17 protein-coding genes are annotated in these 15,835 nt (G+C 63.5%); all 17 read left to right on the top strand.

The window, feature by feature from the left end:
* Position 1 precedes the first annotated feature (1 nt).
* A complete protein-coding gene (locus tag K7W03_RS05220) occupies positions 2-583 on the top strand; it encodes a type IV conjugative transfer system protein TraE (protein WP_046766249.1) in 582 nt (193 codons plus the stop codon).
* Entirely contained in the window at positions 580-1,383 is an 804-nt protein-coding gene (locus K7W03_RS05215; protein ID WP_046766248.1) for a type-F conjugative transfer system secretin TraK, read from the top strand. The genes K7W03_RS05220 and K7W03_RS05215 overlap by 4 nt, the downstream gene beginning before the upstream one ends.
* The gene (locus tag K7W03_RS05210; RefSeq protein ID WP_046766247.1) at positions 1,383-2,720 is read left to right on the top strand and encodes a TraB/VirB10 family protein; all 1,338 of its coding nucleotides are present in this window, start codon (positions 1,383-1,385) and stop codon (positions 2,718-2,720) included. The genes K7W03_RS05215 and K7W03_RS05210 overlap by 1 nt, the downstream gene beginning before the upstream one ends.
* A complete protein-coding gene (locus K7W03_RS05205; protein WP_046766246.1) occupies positions 2,707-3,597 on the top strand; it encodes a DsbC family protein in 891 nt (296 codons plus the stop codon). Before K7W03_RS05210 ends, K7W03_RS05205 begins: the two co-directional genes overlap by 14 nt.
* Positions 3,594-4,418, top strand: coding sequence for a hypothetical protein (locus K7W03_RS05200; protein ID WP_061938797.1), 825 nt, complete (start codon positions 3,594-3,596; stop codon positions 4,416-4,418). Before K7W03_RS05205 ends, K7W03_RS05200 begins: the two co-directional genes overlap by 4 nt.
* On the top strand, positions 4,418-7,003 hold the full coding sequence (gene traC, locus K7W03_RS05195) for a type IV secretion system protein TraC (protein ID WP_046766244.1): 2,586 nt from the start codon (positions 4,418-4,420) through the stop codon (positions 7,001-7,003). Before K7W03_RS05200 ends, traC begins: the two co-directional genes overlap by 1 nt.
* 7 nt (positions 7,004-7,010) lie before the next feature.
* Positions 7,011-7,376: a hypothetical protein gene (locus K7W03_RS05190; protein ID WP_046766243.1), complete on the top strand. Its 366-nt coding sequence runs from the start codon at positions 7,011-7,013 to the stop codon at positions 7,374-7,376.
* The gene (locus tag K7W03_RS05185) at positions 7,369-8,025 is read left to right on the top strand and encodes a type-F conjugative transfer system protein TrbI (protein WP_046766242.1); all 657 of its coding nucleotides are present in this window, start codon (positions 7,369-7,371) and stop codon (positions 8,023-8,025) included. Before K7W03_RS05190 ends, K7W03_RS05185 begins: the two co-directional genes overlap by 8 nt.
* Positions 8,006-8,545 carry a S26 family signal peptidase gene (locus K7W03_RS05180; protein ID WP_046766241.1) on the top strand — a complete coding sequence of 180 codons (540 nt, stop codon included), beginning with the start codon at positions 8,006-8,008 and terminating at the stop codon, positions 8,543-8,545. The genes K7W03_RS05185 and K7W03_RS05180 overlap by 20 nt, the downstream gene beginning before the upstream one ends.
* A complete protein-coding gene (traW, locus tag K7W03_RS05175; RefSeq protein WP_046766240.1) occupies positions 8,542-9,198 on the top strand; it encodes a type-F conjugative transfer system protein TraW in 657 nt (218 codons plus the stop codon). The genes K7W03_RS05180 and traW overlap by 4 nt, the downstream gene beginning before the upstream one ends.
* Positions 9,195-9,467, top strand: a complete 273-nt coding sequence (locus K7W03_RS05170; RefSeq protein WP_319024297.1) for a hypothetical protein — start codon at positions 9,195-9,197, stop codon at positions 9,465-9,467. The genes traW and K7W03_RS05170 overlap by 4 nt, the downstream gene beginning before the upstream one ends.
* On the top strand, positions 9,467-10,486 hold the full coding sequence (traU, locus tag K7W03_RS05165) for a conjugal transfer pilus assembly protein TraU (RefSeq protein WP_405053758.1): 1,020 nt from the start codon (positions 9,467-9,469) through the stop codon (positions 10,484-10,486). The genes K7W03_RS05170 and traU overlap by 1 nt, the downstream gene beginning before the upstream one ends.
* A 12-nt stretch (positions 10,487-10,498) precedes the next feature.
* Positions 10,499-11,242 carry a type-F conjugative transfer system pilin assembly protein TrbC gene (gene trbC, locus K7W03_RS05160; protein WP_046766238.1) on the top strand — a complete coding sequence of 248 codons (744 nt, stop codon included), beginning with the start codon at positions 10,499-10,501 and terminating at the stop codon, positions 11,240-11,242.
* Positions 11,239-13,131 carry a conjugal transfer protein TraN gene (locus K7W03_RS05155; RefSeq protein ID WP_046766237.1) on the top strand — a complete coding sequence of 631 codons (1,893 nt, stop codon included), beginning with the start codon at positions 11,239-11,241 and terminating at the stop codon, positions 13,129-13,131. Before trbC ends, K7W03_RS05155 begins: the two co-directional genes overlap by 4 nt.
* A complete protein-coding gene (locus K7W03_RS05150) occupies positions 13,121-13,504 on the top strand; it encodes a hypothetical protein (RefSeq protein ID WP_226869716.1) in 384 nt (127 codons plus the stop codon). The genes K7W03_RS05155 and K7W03_RS05150 overlap by 11 nt, the downstream gene beginning before the upstream one ends.
* Positions 13,505-13,567: 63 nt before the next feature.
* Positions 13,568-14,356 carry a conjugal transfer protein TraF gene (locus K7W03_RS05145; protein ID WP_405053759.1) on the top strand — a complete coding sequence of 263 codons (789 nt, stop codon included), beginning with the start codon at positions 13,568-13,570 and terminating at the stop codon, positions 14,354-14,356.
* Positions 14,357-14,424: 68 nt separating this feature from the next.
* A complete protein-coding gene (locus K7W03_RS05140) occupies positions 14,425-15,822 on the top strand; it encodes a conjugal transfer protein TraH (protein ID WP_405053760.1) in 1,398 nt (465 codons plus the stop codon).
* Positions 15,823-15,835: the final 13 nt, after the last annotated feature.

Genomic DNA, 15,835 nt, shown 5'->3' with positions numbered 1-15,835 from the left:
TATGGACCTTAGCTACCAACATTCGCACCACCAGCGAATCCTGCGGCAACGCAATCTGCTGTTCGCGGCCGTCGCGGCGCTCGGGGCATTCAGCCTGCTGCTGCTGACCATGACCCTTTTTCGCGGTCGGGAGATCGTGCTCCAGCCGGTCCTGCGCTCGCCGCTCACCATTTCCAGTTCGGGCGTCAGCCGGGACTATCTGGAGATGATCACGCGTGATGTCGTGGTGCTGACCCTCGATCGCAATCCGCAAAATCTCGAATATTGGATGGAGAGCGTGCTCGCCATCGCTTCGCCGCGGGCACAGGGCAAACTCAAGGCCGATCTTATGCGCATTGTCGAGGAGCAGCGCGGGTCGTCGATATCGCAGTTCTTCACCATCCAGTCGATGACCATCGATACGAAGGCGCTCAGCTCGGAGGTGACCGGCGAACTCCACACCATCGTCGGCAGCAAGGTCGTCTCCAAACAGCTGCGCACCTTCCGCTACCGCTGGGAATATGCGGGCCTCACCCTGAGGCTCATCGGCTTTGGCATGGTGGAGGATGAGAAGGGCCACCGTGAGAAGGGGAGGGCGTCATGATGTCGGCTTATGTCATCGGCAGCGCAGCGGGCGGCCTTGCCTTTCTCTCCCGTCTCCAATGTTTTGCAAGCCGGATGATCGGCCTGCTCCTGCTCGGGCTGGCGATGCTCCTCATCAGCGCACCGGCCTTTGCCGACCAGAATATCGTGGCGGCCGACAGTGCGCAGGTCGATTGCCAGGCATCAGCCAAGGACCTGACCCGCATCAGCCTGGTTGAAGATGAGTTTGCCAGCGTGTCGAAAATCTCGACCGGCAACCCGACCGAGGATTTCTCGGTGGTGAACGAGCCTGTTCGCGGCGACATCTATCTCTCGGTGCCCGACGGTTTCCAGAAAGGTGCGCTGTCCTTCTTCGGAACGAGCAAGCGCGGCTATGTCTACAAGTTCCTCTGCCGGATCACAGGCGATCAGGCCGCGCAGATCTTCGTCACCAATCCCGCCATCGCTCGTGAGAGAGCGGAGGAGAATAGCCCGCAGGGCAAGATCGGACCGCAGGACGCGGCGGTTGCCTTGATGCAGGCGATGGCCGCCAATGGCTCGGCGCCGGGCTACGAGATGCGGCAGCGTTCGCTCCGCCCTGTCTATGTGGGCACGCTCAAGGTGCAGATGATCGCGGAATATCGCGGCGCGGATTTGACCGGCAAGGTGCTGCGCATCGAGAATAAGGGGGCGGCGGCCATCGAGCTTAATGAAGCGACGGTTGCGCCGTCGGGCACGCTGGCCGTCTCGATCGCCGAGCCGCGCCTCGGCCCCGGCAAGATCACGACCGCCTATCTCGTATCGCAAAATGGGAGGCCCTGATGGCATTGGCTGATCTTTTTTCGCGCAAGCGCCGGACGCTCGATGCCGATCAGGAGGCGGGCGAGGGCGTCTCCCCTGTCAGCGCTGACCTCGCCGGCAACGAGGCCGTCCGCCGCAAGCAGCAACTGCTTCTCGCCGGCGCAGCCGGCATCGGCCTCATCGCCTCCTCCTTCTGGATCTTCAGCGGTGACGAGAAAAAGGAGGATCCCAAAGCCACAAGCGGCGAAGAAATCGATGTCTCGACCAAGGATCTGGTGAACCGCAACCTCTCCCAGCAGGAGTGGATGGCGATGTCGGAAAACCAGTTCCAGGCCCAGGAAAATCAGCTGAAGGCCGTGGGCGGCCAGCAGCGGCGGATGGACCAGCTCGCCTCGCAGGTCGAGGCGCTGAAAGCCCAGAACCAGTCGATGCAGGCCGACGGGCAGCGGGTGCTGACCGCTTATCAGGCAGAAAATGAGCAATTGAAGCGCCAGATTTCCGAGCGGCGCACGGCACAGCCAGCGATGGCAGGCCCTTCCGCGCTCTACGGCCCCAATGGCCCGCAAGTCTATCAGCGGCCCGATGCACCGGGCGACGCAGGTGCGGTGCGCGCCGATGCGCTCCCCCGCGGCAATGAGGTCAAGATGGTGAGTTTCACCAGCAGCGATAGTGGGATCGCGTCCAAGGTCGCCAAGGGCAATACCGTCTATACCGACAGCCCCAATTATCTCCCGCCCAACAGTTTCGCTCGCGCGCGGGTGATTGTCGGGGTCGATGCAAGCGCGGGCGTCAACAGCCAGACCGATCCGTTGCCCGTCGTGCTGCGCATCACCGGTCCCGCTCGCTCGGTCTTCGCCAATGGCAAGCTGCTCACGACCAAAATCGAAGGCTGTCTCATCAATGGTGCCGCGCGCGGCGATCTCTCGAGCGAGAAAGTCTATGTGAAGCTCCAGAAGATGACCTGCCCGCAACCGGGCGGCCGCTATGCGGTGTCCGAGGTCAAGGGGTTCATCGCCTTTGGCGGCAAGACGGGCGTGCGCGGCCGGGTGGTGTCGCGCGAGGGATCGCTGGTCACCCAGGCCTTCATGGCGGGCCTGGTGGGCGGCTTTGGCCGCGGCTTTTCGGCCAATGCGAACAGTGTGTTCCAGGGCACCAACATCTCGACCAATGGCAAGCGTGACAAGCTCTCGACCGGGGACATCCTCGAAGGCGGGCTTGGCGAAGGCGTCGCCCAAACCGGCGACATTGTGTCCAAATATCTGATCGAACGGGCCGAGCAATATCAGCCGGTGATCGAGATGCCGACCGGCATCGATGTCGAGATCGTCTTCCTGGAGGGTGTTTATGTTCGCAACTAGGCTGCGGCGCCTTGGGCGCTTCCTCTCATATCGACCTGCATCGATCGGGTTAGCCTTCGGTTGCGTCGGCCTCGCGAGCCTCAGCCTCGCGGCCGATGTTGGCGGCGCGGAGGGCGGGGTCAGAGAGGCGCTGAAGGCCCGGCTCCCCAAGACCCAGGTTGGCGCAGTCGATTGCCAGAAGGTCAGTGGCTTGTGCGAAATCACCGCCGGCGCCAATCTCTTCTATGTCGATCCCGCCGCACGCTACCTCATCATCGGCCGTGTCTATGACATGCAGACCCGCCAGGACCTGACGGCAGCCAAGCTGCTGGAGATGAACCCCGACATGCTGGTGGGCGCGGCAGCCTCGGCCAATGCGGCGGCGAACCTGACGGGCGAGGATGCGCAAAAGGCCGCCTTCGCCGCTGCCGCCAAGGGTGGCCGGATGGAAAAGCCGACACCGGAACGCCGATCGCCCAAGCTCTCACTCGAAAGCCTCGGCAAGGACGGCGCCATCATCTGGGGCAATCCGCAGGGCCAGAGCCTCACCATCTTCACCGATTTTCGCTGCAGCTATTGCCGCGCGCTGTCCAATGTCCTGCGTTCGATGAACGTCAAGGTGATCGAGCGGCCGATATCGGTCCTGGGCAGCCGCGACATTGCCGACCGCGTCTATTGCGCGAAGGACAAGGAGCGGGCCGTACACGCCGCCTATGCCGGAGAGCCGCTGGCGGGCGGCGCGACCTGCGACACGTCGGGGCTTGATGCCAATGAGGCTTTTGCTCACAAACACGGCCTCAATGGCACGCCGGTCATCGTCCGCAGCGACGGTGCGGTGCTGGAAGGGTATCGCCCGCGCGAATTTCTCGAAGCCTGGCTTAAGGACGCACGGTCGTGAGCGGGGCCGTCACGACAAGGCCGCTGGCCGCGATGATCAGCAGCGTCCTGGCTTGCCTTCTTTCAACCGGCTGCGCGAGCCTTGGCGGTAATGTGAAGGGCAGTTTCGCCTGCGCCGCGCCCGATGGCATTTGTGCGCCGAGCGCGGTCATCGATGATCGAGCGCTCGCCATGATCACCGATGATCCCTCGGCCACGCCGACCCCAGCAGGGCCCTATGAGGAGCAGCGCAAGAGTCCGGCGGCCACCAAGGTCGCGGCGGCTGAGCCGGTGCGCATGGCGGTCAGCGCCGACGCCACGCGCAGCCGCGAGCGGTTGATGCGCATTGTGTTCCCGGCTTTCATCGATGAAGGCGGTCGGCTCCATGAAGCGAGCGCCATCCGCGCCGTGGTCGCCCAGGGAGAATGGCAGAGCGCGCCCGAACCTCAGGAAGCGGTCCTGCCGCGCAACGCGTTTTCGGCCGCGCCGCAGATGCAGAGCCTGGCCGAGGCCGTCACTACCACCGAACCACCGCTCGCCGTTGATCCCGATCTGCCGACGCCGGCAGCCGTCGAAGCGGCGCGGGCGCGGAAGGCGGATCCCGTAGCGGCCATCAAGGCTGATGTGGCGCGTCGGCTTGGGACCGCCGCGCGGGCCGGTTCGCCGTCGGTTCCGACACCTTCCGCGCCGCAAGCGGCCTCATCTACCCCAGCGGCGCTTCCGAGCAAGCTGGTTCCGGCGAAAGGCGCCGCCGCAGTTTCCGTGCCCGCGTCGCCTAAGCCGGTCGTCCAACCCATCGTGCGGGCAACCGCCTTTCCTGCCGCCATCCCGGAGGATGAATGATGGCTGATCCCAATATTTTCGAGCGCCTGATGGCGGGGATGCTGGGCGACACCAAGCGCCCGGACAGCGGCCGCCCGGATCTCGGCGTCCCGATGCTGGCGCATTGGTTGCCCTACCGCAGCTACGACGCGAAGAGCGGCATCTTCTACAACAGCGCCTCGCGCGGCTTCGTGCTGGAGGTGGCGCCGATGGTGGGCGCGGATGAGCGCAGCGGCGAGATCCTTGCGCAATTCCTCTCCGAAGCGATCCCGACGCCCGGCTGCCTGCAATTTCACCAATGGATGAGCCCGCGCGTCGGCGAGCTGCTCTCCAAATGGTATGTGCCGCGTTACCGGGCGCACGGGATTTACGAGCGCATGGCCAAGCACCGGGTCGAGCATATGACCCAGGGCGTCTGGACCTCGCTCTCGGCCGACGCGCCCTTTGGCCTGCGAAACCACCGTGTCGCCATCTCCTATTCGACGCCGGAAAGTTCGCGCGTCTCCAACGAGGAGATTGTCGGCGTCATGGACGGGCTCATTTCCGCGCTGGCCTCGATCAACGTCACCGCCCGCAAAATGGACCCGCCCGCGCTCATCGCGTGGATCGACGACATCACCTCGCCCACCACCGCGCCGGGCGACGACGCGGTGAGCTATAATGCGTTCGATCCCATCGCCGACCAGGCGATCCGGCGCGATGTCGAGATGCGGGTTGAGGCGGATCGCATATTGCTGCGCACCGAGCGCTTCCGTCCCACCGGCCGCGAGATCGACGGTACCCCCGAGATCGGCGAGATTTACCCCGACACCTTCGATGTCCGCTCCTTTTCGGTGCGCAACTTGCCCCAGCGCTGGGCGCCTTGGGATGTCGCGCGGCTGATCGGCGACATGTTCACCGACAAGCTGCGCATGCCCTGTCCGGTCGCCACCAATCTCTGCATCGATTTTCCCGATGTCGAGGCAGCGTCCAGCAAGGCGGGCTTCAAATTCATGCGCACGACCAGCCTGGCCGACAGCAAGTCGGCGCGCTTCCTGCCGCAATTGAAGGAGCAGAGCCAGGAATGGCGCTATGTGAATGACGAGATGAAGCAGGGACGCAAGCTCGTGCGCCTCTTCTATTCGGTTACGGCCTTCTCGCCCAAGGGGAAGGGGGATACCCATGAGCGGGTCCTCAAATCCGTCTATCGCGCGGCGGGCTGGGATCTGCTCGACGATCGCTATCTCCAGGTCATGGGCCTGCTCTGCGCCATGCCCATGACGATGGCGAACGGCCTTTCCAAGGATCTCGAGCGCATGAAGCGGATGCGCACGATGCTGACCACTACGGCCGCCAATCTGGCGCCGATCCAGGGCGAGTATCTGGGCGGCCGGACGCCGCATCTGCTGTTGATCGGCCGGCGGGGCCAGCCCTTCTTTTGGTCACCCTTCGAGAATGCGGCGGGCAATCATAATGTCGCGGTGTTCGGCAAATCGGGGTCGGGCAAATCGGTCGCCCTCCAGGAACTCTGCGCCTCGCTCTGCGGCGCGGGCGCGCGGGTGGTGGTGATCGACGACGGTCGCTCGTTCGAGCACAGCGCCAAGCTCCAGGGTGGCGCCTTTGTCGAGTTCACCATGTCCTCGGGCTTCTGCCTCAATCCCTTCAGCATGATCGACGCCGATCTCGCCGCGCGCGACGAGGATTATCAGCTCGACTGCATGGCGATGCTGAAAGCCATTGTGAACCAGATGGCCCGCCATATCGACCGGCTGAACGATACCGAGCGGGGCCTCATCGACGGGGCGGTGAATGAGGTCTGGGAAGAAAAGGGGCGATCCGGGTGCATCGATGATGTGATCGCGGCGCTCGACCGGACCGGCAACGAACTTGCCAATGCGCTGGGCATCGCCATGCGGCCCTTCTCGTCGCGCGGTACGTTCGGCAAATTTTTCGAAGGCGAGGTGTCGTTCGAACTGTCGGCGGACCTCACCGTCTTCGAGCTTTCCGATCTTTCCGCGCGCGAGGAATTGCGCAGCGTGGTGCTCACCGCGATCATGTTCCTCTCCCAGCAGATGATGCGCAAGATTGACCGATCGATCCCCAAGGCCTTGCTCCTGGACGAGGCCTGGCAGATGCTGCGCGGCGGCGCGATGGCGGACTTCATCGAGACTTATGCGCGCACCTGCCGCAAATATGGCGCGTCGCTGGTAACGGCGACCCAGTCCTTGAACGACTATTATAAGTCGCCAGGATCGATCGCGGCACTCGAAAATAGCGACTGGTTCGTCATTCTCCAGCAGAAGCCGGAAACCATTGCCGACTTCAAGAAGCATGACCGCTTCGAGATGGATGACTATACCGATGCATTGCTGCGGTCGCTGAAACGCAACGGTTTTGAGTATTCCGATATCATGATCAAGGGACCCGAGACATTGGCGGTCGGCCGCCTCGTGCTCGATCCCTATAGCGCGACGCTCTTTTCATCGAGCCCCAGGACCTTCGCTGCGATCGAACACCTGGTGGCGCAGGGTCTCACCATGGAGCAGGCGATCGAGCGCGTCGCATTCCCGGACATGCCGGAAAAATGGTCGGCGGACCCGGGCGATCTTCCCCTGACAGCGGAGTGATGGAGTCATGCGAGAACTGACAATCAGTGCTAGTGAGGAGATCGTGCGGAGAGCGGAGCGGCGGCGGTCGCGCCAGTTTTGGGCGGGCCTGGCAGCGCTGACGCTGAAACTGGCGGGCTTTTTGGCCACGACCCTGCTCCTGAGCTGGGGTCTCCTTGCCCTGTTCTTCTTCGCGATCGGCGGCTTTTCAATCGATGGCATGGTGATCCAGCTCCATAATTTCACCACGCGCTATTTGGCGGCCGATCCTGCGCGGCTTGCCGCTTTCCGGCACTTGGCCGTCGCCATCTATTGCGGCGCGGCCCTTCTCCTCATGATCCTGCGCCGCCATCATATCCTGCCCGCGCCGCAGAGGAGCGCCCGCCATGGCTGAGCAGCAGGAACTCGATCTGCCCGCGCCGGACCCCGTCCTCCGTCCACGCCGTACCAGCCTGTTTGCAGGCTTCACCCGCGGCCAGCTTCTGGGTGGCGCGGCGTTGGCCGCGGCCCTGGTCTGGGGCATGTGGGTCACCAAGACCTTGCTCGCGCCACCGGCCGAGCGGATCGTGTCGGCGCGCCTCTCGACCATTGTCGGCGAATATGTCCAGGCGCAGGCGCATTCGGCATCCTCGCCCGCCCAGGTCGAGGCCGAAATGCGCCGTTTCATGGGCACGCTCGACCAGGAGTTGCAACGACGCTCGCGCCAGGGCGAGATCGTCATGGTGGGCGAGGCGGTCCTGTCCAAAAATGTGCCGGACATCACCGAGAGCATCAAAAAGGCCGTCTATGCCTCGGGCATCGCCATGCCAAAGCAAGCGAGCGCCCAGCAATTGCTGAGCCTTCAGCGCGAGACCGGTGGTCTTGAAGGGCCAATGCCAACTCCACAATCGCAGGCGTCTGCTCCGTCGCCGATGCCCGCCATGCCGTCGCCCGCCGGAGCCTCGTCACCATTCGCGCCCGTGCCTCTGGCAGGTGAGTATCCCGGCGGGATGGGCGCTTCGGTCTCAAGCTTTGGAGGGCACGATGGCGCTGGTGGTCAGTGATAGCCCGCGCGTATCGGGCTGGCGTCCGCGCAAGCGGCTCTGGGCGCTGCTCGGCATCGCCGTCATCGGCTATGGCGCCTGGCAGGCCCTTCACGGTTGGCGCGAGCGCCATGCGGTGCTGATCAACCTCACCGACTCGCTGCCCAACTGGGCGTTCCTGATCCACCGCACCAAGGTTCCGGCGCGCGGTGACTATATCTTCTTCGATCCGCCCGCCAATGCGCTGGTGCGACGGCACTTCGGGAACCCAACGCCGCTATTCGGCAAGATTGTCTACGGCATGCCGGGCGATGTCATCAGCCATGACGGCACCGACGTTCGCATCAACGGTCGGCCGGTCGCGCATAGGAAGGCGCGTACGCGCCTCGGCGAGCGGCTAACGCCGGGACCGACCGGCGTGATCCCGAATAGCTGCTATTATGTCGGCACGCCGCACAAGGACGGGTTCGACAGCCGCTATGGCGAGATTGGTCTTGTCTGCGCGCGGCAAATCTTCGGGGCAGGGGTGCCCGTGCTGTGAGGGTGCTGCTCACCGTCCCCATCGCCGGCGCTGCGCTGGCGGGTGCCCTGCTGATCATCGGCCCAATGCGTTCGGAAGCGCGGGACTATGGCGCGGTCGGCCAAACCTTCCCGGTCATCGAACCCGATCTCCTGGCCACTATCGAAGCGCGGCTGAAACGCGCCGAGGCGAGCGGCGAACTGGCGCGGATGAACGCGGCTTTTGCCAAGAGGGTGGAAGCCAAGGTCCGCCGGCCCGATCCCGTGGCCGGAATCACGCCTGCGCAGGCGGCGCGCAGCTGGCAGTTCGATCCGACGGTCACGCTCGAGCAGGATATCAGGGACCAGAAGGGGACACTTATTGCGGCGGCGGGGCAGAAGATCAATCCGCTCGATTTTGTGCGGCTCACCCAGGCGCTGGTGTTCGTCAATGGCGACGACGCGGCCCAGATGACCTGGGCGACGACCCGGTACAGCGACGCCAAGGCGAAGATCATCCTGGTCAGCGGCTCACCGATCGATGAGATGACCAACCGCAAACGCCGTTTCTATTTCGATCAGGAGGGGCGGCTTACCGCCAGGTTCGGCATCCAGCACACGCCCGCCGTGGTGCGGCCTGCGGGCCGGGTCATGCAGATCGAAGAGCTGCTGCTCGACGCGAAGAGGGCCGGATGATGCCGCTCTGGCTCGATCTCCTGCGCACGCCGATGGCGGCGCCCGAAACCCGGTTCCTGCGGGCGATGCGGCATGTCTGGCAGGGTCTTTACCTCGCCCTCGCCACCACCATCCTGCTGCTCGACCCATTGAAGCAACTCCTCGGCAGCAGGGCCTCGCTCCTCATCGCCGGGCTCATGCTCCTCACCGCCACCCACAGCCTCATCTATCTCCGCGTCAAGAATCGGGCGGACACGGAGTGGCTCACCCAAGCCGGGGAGGGCGAATGATGCGCAGCCTTCGCGCCTTGCTGATGATCCTCGGCCTGCTGGCGGCGTTCGCTCTCACCCCGCAGCGCGCCGAGGCAGCGGGGCCGACCTGTCACGGCAAATTCGCCAATCCCATCACGGATGTCTGCTGGTCCTGCCTGTTTCCTCTTTCGGTCGGCGGCACGAAGATCTGGCCGGGCAACCGGCCCGATACCGGCAATCCCGCCTCGCCCATCTGCGCCTGCGCCGACCCGCTCCCGCGCATCGGCATTTCGGTCGGCTTCTGGGAACCGGCACGCCTCGCCGATGTCACCATGAAGCCCTGGTGCTTCCCCAATCTCGGCGGCATCCGCGTCGCGCCCGGCTTCGATATCGGCCAGGGCTATATGACCGGGCCCTCGATGGTCGGGGGGCGCTCGCAAAGCACCGCCAAATGGCATGTCCACTGGTATGTCTATCCGCTGCTCTATTGGATGGAGGTATTGACCGACTTCGTCTGCTTCGAGCAGGCGAGCTTCGACATCGCCTATATGACTGAGGTCGACCCGCTCTGGCAGGATGATGCGCTCTCGGGCCTCATCAACCCCGAAGCGATCGTCTTTGCCAACCCCGTCGCGCAGGCCGCTTGCGCCGCGGACTGCATCGCGGGCACCGTCGGCGTGCCGCTCGATCCGCTCTTCTGGTGTGCGGGCTGCCAGGGGTCCATGTATCCCATGAACGGAAATATTCCCTCATCGATCGGCCATGTGCAATCCTCCCGGCTCGCCCTGTCGCGCTTCGCCTACAAGATGCACCGCCAGGCGCTGGCCTGGGGGACGATGGGGTCCAAGGGCCTGTGCAAGAAATATCTGATGCCGATCATGCGCAAGCAGCAATATCGCTTCCAGATGGTGAACCCAATCCCGACGGTCTCGGGACGTTTCGCATGTTCGGCGATCGGCGCCTCGACCTTTCCGCCCGACGCGGGCCGGGCCTTCCCCGCCGTCGGCGAGGATATGGGCTATCTGGTCTGGCGCAAGCGCAACTGCTGCGTGTTTTAGGGGAGGGACGCCATGCATCTCGCCAGGATCGGGCTTGCCGCCCTTTTCGCCACCGCCGGCCTCTCGGCACTGCTCGCCCAGACTGTCGAGGGGATCGACGTCCAGGCGGTCAAGAAGCGCGCGGCGGACATGCAGGCGGAAGCGAATGCCTTTGTCGATGAGGTCAAGGATCGGGGCGACGCATTCCGGGAAGAGGCGCTCAGCGTGCATGAGTACGGCACGGAAAATATGAAGCGGGTCGCCGCGAGTGATCTCCCGACCGGACCTGCCGGCCCCATCGACTTTGACGCGATCGTCGAGGGGGCGGCGCAGAATCTCACCGCCAAGCCCGGCGAGGCACCGCAGTTCATCGCCTTTGCCAGCCTCTCCATGCCGCCAGCGTCTTTAAAGCAGATGGTGCGGGATACAGCGGCGGCCGGCGGCATCGTCGTATTTCGCGGTTTTCCCGGCAACAGCATGAAGGTCTTCGCCGGCCAGCTTGGGAAAATCGTGGACGAACAGGATATGGCGAATATCGGCATCGATCCACGTCTCTTCCGCGCCTTCGATGTGGCGGCGGTCCCGACCTATGTCGCGGTCTCCTCCGATTTTGACGTCTGTGCGGGCTTTGATTGCCAGACACGGGTGCCGCCGCATGACCGGATGACGGGCAATGTGACGGTCCGCTATGCGCTCAGCAGCTTTGCGGAAGGCCATGGGCCAGGCGCACAGGTTGCAGGAATCGCGCTCGCTCATATGGACCGGGCAAAGCCGTGAGATACAGGGCCGCGCTGCTGCTGCTGATCAGCGCTGCGGCCGCGGCAGCGCCATTATACGCGCAAATGACGCAGGAACAGGCGCGGGAAGAGGGGAAGGGTCTCGGCAACGCCATGCGGTCGAACGGCGCGCTGGTGCCCAGCGAGCAATCGCAGGCTGAGGCCGTGCCGGGCTATGCTGGGTCGAGCCTGCAGCAGGGGGACTATTTCGATGACCCTGAGAAACTCGAAAATGACAGTGCGGCGCTCAAATCCACGAGCGAGAGCTACCGGATCACCACGGACGCGGATCGAACACGGGCGACCTTCGACAATGACGAGATCAAGTCGACAGCCAGCAGGGCGACCACGATTGAGAATGATCCGGGCAGCTATTTGCAGGGCCAGGAGATCGGCGGCACGAGTGGCAGTTGCACCGCGCTGCCGCCGGGCGACGGGCAGTCCAGCAGCTATGAGGCAACCTGCAATGCCGGCGCCAGCGTTGACCAGAGCCAGCCCAGCTGCACCGTGCCCCAGGTTCCGCAGTTTGAGGAGAAGACGGCATACCGGTACAGCTGCGGCTACTGGTATAATGAGGTGTGGCATAAGCAGATCCGATGGGATCCCAACACGAGCAGCAGCAGTTGCACCGGCTTTGAAACCGCCCCGACGTGTAGCCTCGAAAGCACGAGCTTCACCGTAGAGCGCCGCTATGTGGGCCGCCTCAATAAGGATCGCTCGCTTTATCAATCCAACACCGTGCGCACCTATAGCTGCACGGCGCCCGCAGCGTCGACAAACGGCAAGAAATATTGCGATGCCTTCGGCTGCTTCACCCCGGCGCCGGTGGTGGACTTAGGGAGCGGCACGACCAAGGTGCATGTCGGAACGGCGGATGACCTGGCTTCCTGCGTTGCGCCGGTCCGCAATGGACAATGCACGCTCACATCGTCGGTCTGCACGGACAGCGAACCCAGGACCCGGATGGTCGATGGGGTGAGCGTCACACAGGATTGCTGGGCCAAAGCGAACAGCTACCAATGCACCATTATCGGCGAGGGCAATGACTGCGCTGATCTGGAGGCCAATGCCCAATGCAGCTTCCTGCGCAAGGAATGCATCGATGACGAGGAGGATCCGGCCTACGACCCTGGCGCCTGCAAGGTCTTTGAAAATGTCTATCGCTGCCCGGTGCCGCAGAGCGAACGGGGTGCGGAGAAGCAATATATTTGCGGCGGCGACGTCTACTGCATCAACGGCGACTGTGAACCGATCGTCCGTGAGGCCTCGACCGAGTTCAAGGACGCGCTGGTGGCGCTCCACTCGATCGACCAAGCCGGCAAGGAGTTTGACGAAAATAATTTCACCGTCTTTTCAGGGGAACGGGACAGCTGCCACAAGCCGGTATTTGGGCTCATCAACTGCTGCGCGGGGAAGACCTCCGGGCTGTTGACCATCGGCGCGGGCGCGGCGGCGCTTGCCGGCGGCCCCGCCGCGATCGCGGCGTTGGCGACGCCTTTCTTGACGCTCTTCGCCTGCTCGCAGGGCGAGATGAAGCTCGATATCAAGGACCGGATGGGCTTTTGCCACAAGGTCGGCACCTATTGCTCGTCCAGCATCCTGGGCATCTGCAAGACCAAGCGTACCGCCTATTGCTGTTTTGAGAGCAAGCTCTCGCGCATCCTGCAGGAACAGGGCCGTATCCAGCTGAACAAGCCCTGGGACAAGCCCAAGAAGGAGCAGTGCAAGGGCTTTACCATCGAGGAGTTTGCGAGCCTCGATCTCTCGGTGATGGATTTTACCGAAGTCTATTCCGAGTTCATGGACGCGGCCAAGCTGCCTGATGAAGTCCAGACCATGACGGACATTCAAGCGAAGATACAGGGATATTATGATCTCCATGGCCAATGAGATGATGGCGCCCCGCGCTCCCTTTGGATGGGACATGACCGCCTTCGAGCTTGCCATCTTCATCTGCGTCTATCGCAGCCCTTCGCCGATGCGCGCGCAGGAGATTCACGATGGAGTAGGGCGATGGTTCGACTGCGGGATTCCGGGTGAGTCCCTTGCCGATAGCGTCGGCCACATGACCGGGCGCGGCTGGCTCATCAAGCGCGGCGACCGGTTTCGCGCAACCATCCAGGGCCGCGACATGGCCCGACCGCTCATGAACGGCATCATCCGCATGCTCGACCAGGGCACGCGGCTGCTCGATGTCGCGCTGATGATGTCGGTGCTGCAGCTCACCAAGGGGGAACTGGACAGCGCGCCCGGCGGCCATTGAGGTCGCGTGTTTAAGGCAAGGAGGGTCGATAAAATGGCGATGAAAAGCGTGCTTGTGGCGTGGATGCTGGCATCGGCCATAATTTCCGCTCCCGTCCACGCGGACGAACCCGGTGCGGCGACCGATGGCGTGGAGCAGTCCGATGCGGGAGACGATTTCTATTGCCGGGAACGCCGCCTCGGCCAGTGGTTCTATTGCGTCAGGCCCAAGGCTGAACCGGAAAAGCCAGCGCAAACGCCCCAGCAAAGCGCCGCCGATCGGATGGCGGCGATCACGAAGGAACTGGATGAGCTCAAGGCACGAGCGATCCTCGAACCGACAGAGCAGAATGTCATCGCCTATGTCCGTTTCCAGCGGGAGCAACTCGATCGCGCCTCGACCTTCTCAGACACCTGGCAGCGGGCGCTCTGGCAGAACCCCGATCTCGATTACACGCTTCAGCGGCCGGTCAGTACGGTCGGCAAGCGCGCCTGGCTCGATAATCGCAAGGCCGATCGAGACGCAGTGCTGGAAACATTGGGGCAGCGCTACGGGCTTTTCTATTTCTACGCGCAAAGCTGCGGCGCCTGCGAGATATTCGGGCCGATCCTCAAATCCGTGGCCGACAGCCATGGCATGGCGGTGATGGCGGTGTCGATGGACGGCGGGCCGAACCGCGATTTTCCCGATTATGTGGTGGATGCGGGCCAGCGCGTGCGCATGGGTGTGCCGGGCAACGAGACGCCGGCGCTGGTCCTGTTCGACACCGCGACCAAGCGGACGGTCCCCGTCGGGTTCGGGATGCTGAGCGCCGACGAGATCATGGATCGGATATTCATGCTGACCAACACCAAGGTGGGGAGTGATTATTGATGGCACAGCCAAGCAAAGACAGCAGGCTCCGTTCTCTACTTCAGCGCGGGGCTGCTGCCGTCACCCTGATGACGGCGGTGCATCTGAGCGTCATCGGCGTTGCCGACGCCAATGTGGCGTCCGAGATGAACAGCTTCTTCAATGATGCGGGGGGCGCTGCCAACATCACCGGGCCCACCGCCTTCCAGGGCCAGTCGGCGGGCTATTATTCGCTGGGCAATGTCTGGACGCGCTTTCCGCAGAAAAGCGTCTCGCCCTTCAACCTCCAGCTTCCGAGCGCGCGTGCGGGCTGCGGCGGCATCGATCTTTTCTCAGGTTCCTTCTCCTTCATCAACGCGTCCGAGATCGTGGCGATGCTCAAGGCCACCGCCAACAATGCGCTGGGCTTTGCCTTCAAGCTCGCGATCGATTCCGTCTCGCCTGAAATCGGCAAGGTCATGGACGAGTTCAGCCAAAAGGCGCAACTGTTGAACCAGATGAACATCTCCAGCTGCGAGACCGCGCAGGCGCTGGTCGGCGGCATATGGCCGCAGATGGACACGACCCGCGCCACTATCTGCGAGGCGGTCGGCAACAGCCAGGGTGTCTTTTCCGATTGGGCCGCCTCGCGCCAGGGCTGCAATAATGGCGGGAGCCGCGACAGCACAATCGCGGGTAATTCCGACGCGGCGATGAAGGACCAGCTGGTCGGCGAGAAGCATAATTATACCTGGGAGGCGCTCAGCAAATCCGCCAAATTCGGGGCGTTCGACCAGGAATTTTCCGAATATGTGATGACGTTGGTCGGCACGATCGTCACGACGCCCTCGACCGATGCCAGCGTCGGCGGCAAGGTGGTGATGTTCGGGCCTGCCGAGGATGCGGTGGTGACGGCGCTGCTCGATGGCACCGAAGGCGGCTCGGCGGTCAAGATTCTCAAATGCAATGATGGGGATTGCTATGATGTGGGTGAGCAGACGTTGACCATCCCCCGGGCGAGCGCCCTTCGCCCCCGCATCCAGCAGATGATCGATGACATGTATGGGAAGGTCCGCTCCAACACGGCGCTCACCGCCGCTGAACGCCAGTTGCTCAACCTCGCCACCGTCCCGCTCTACAAGATCCTGACCGTTTACGCCTATGCGCATACGCAGCTCACCTATGGCGAAACCGAGGCGCTGTCGGAGATCGTCGCGGTCGACCTTCTGAACGCCATGCTCGACAATATGATGGACCGGGTCGAGCAGTCGAAGGTCCATTATCAGACGGCCGACCAGGCGACCGCCGATCAGTGGAAGCAGCAGATCACCGCAGCCCGGCAGCGCTTCTCCCAGCGCGAGATGAAGCTCAACACCAAGCTCCAGGTGACCATGCAGGTGATCAACCGGACCATGGCACTGGAATCTACGCTCCAAAACAGCATGTCGCCAGGCATGGCCGCGGCATTGAGCTTCTCACGCGGGCTGTCCGCCCAGGGCCTCAACTAGGCGGGAGGGACGG

Source organism: Sphingobium sp. PNB, from assembly GCF_019873065.1.
Lineage (GTDB): Bacteria > Pseudomonadota > Alphaproteobacteria > Sphingomonadales > Sphingomonadaceae > Sphingobium > Sphingobium fuliginis.
This window is presented reverse-complemented; position numbering and strand designations above follow the sequence as displayed.

What these genes read in the sequence shown, in the direction of transcription:
- K7W03_RS05215 (WP_046766248.1), top strand. Translation starts at nt 580, where the DNA reads ATGATGTCGGCTTATGTCATCGGCAGCGCAGCGGGCGGCCTTGCCTTT.
- K7W03_RS05185 (WP_046766242.1), top strand. Translation starts at nt 7,369, where the DNA reads ATGGCTGAGCAGCAGGAACTCGATCTGCCCGCGCCGGACCCCGTCCTC.
- traC (WP_046766244.1), top strand. Translation starts at nt 4,418, where the DNA reads ATGGCTGATCCCAATATTTTCGAGCGCCTGATGGCGGGGATGCTGGGC.
- traU (WP_405053758.1), top strand. Translation starts at nt 9,467, where the DNA reads ATGCGCAGCCTTCGCGCCTTGCTGATGATCCTCGGCCTGCTGGCGGCG.
- K7W03_RS05205 (WP_046766246.1), top strand. Translation starts at nt 2,707, where the DNA reads ATGTTCGCAACTAGGCTGCGGCGCCTTGGGCGCTTCCTCTCATATCGA.
- K7W03_RS05190 (WP_046766243.1), top strand. Translation starts at nt 7,011, where the DNA reads ATGCGAGAACTGACAATCAGTGCTAGTGAGGAGATCGTGCGGAGAGCG.
- K7W03_RS05150 (WP_226869716.1), top strand. Translation starts at nt 13,121, where the DNA reads ATGGCCAATGAGATGATGGCGCCCCGCGCTCCCTTTGGATGGGACATG.
- K7W03_RS05145 (WP_405053759.1), top strand. Translation starts at nt 13,568, where the DNA reads ATGCTGGCATCGGCCATAATTTCCGCTCCCGTCCACGCGGACGAACCC.
- K7W03_RS05140 (WP_405053760.1), top strand. Translation starts at nt 14,425, where the DNA reads ATGACGGCGGTGCATCTGAGCGTCATCGGCGTTGCCGACGCCAATGTG.
- K7W03_RS05170 (WP_319024297.1), top strand. Translation starts at nt 9,195, where the DNA reads ATGATGCCGCTCTGGCTCGATCTCCTGCGCACGCCGATGGCGGCGCCC.
- trbC (WP_046766238.1), top strand. Translation starts at nt 10,499, where the DNA reads ATGCATCTCGCCAGGATCGGGCTTGCCGCCCTTTTCGCCACCGCCGGC.
- K7W03_RS05210 (WP_046766247.1), top strand. Translation starts at nt 1,383, where the DNA reads ATGGCATTGGCTGATCTTTTTTCGCGCAAGCGCCGGACGCTCGATGCC.
- K7W03_RS05220 (WP_046766249.1), top strand. Translation starts at nt 2, where the DNA reads ATGGACCTTAGCTACCAACATTCGCACCACCAGCGAATCCTGCGGCAA.
- K7W03_RS05180 (WP_046766241.1), top strand. Translation starts at nt 8,006, where the DNA reads ATGGCGCTGGTGGTCAGTGATAGCCCGCGCGTATCGGGCTGGCGTCCG.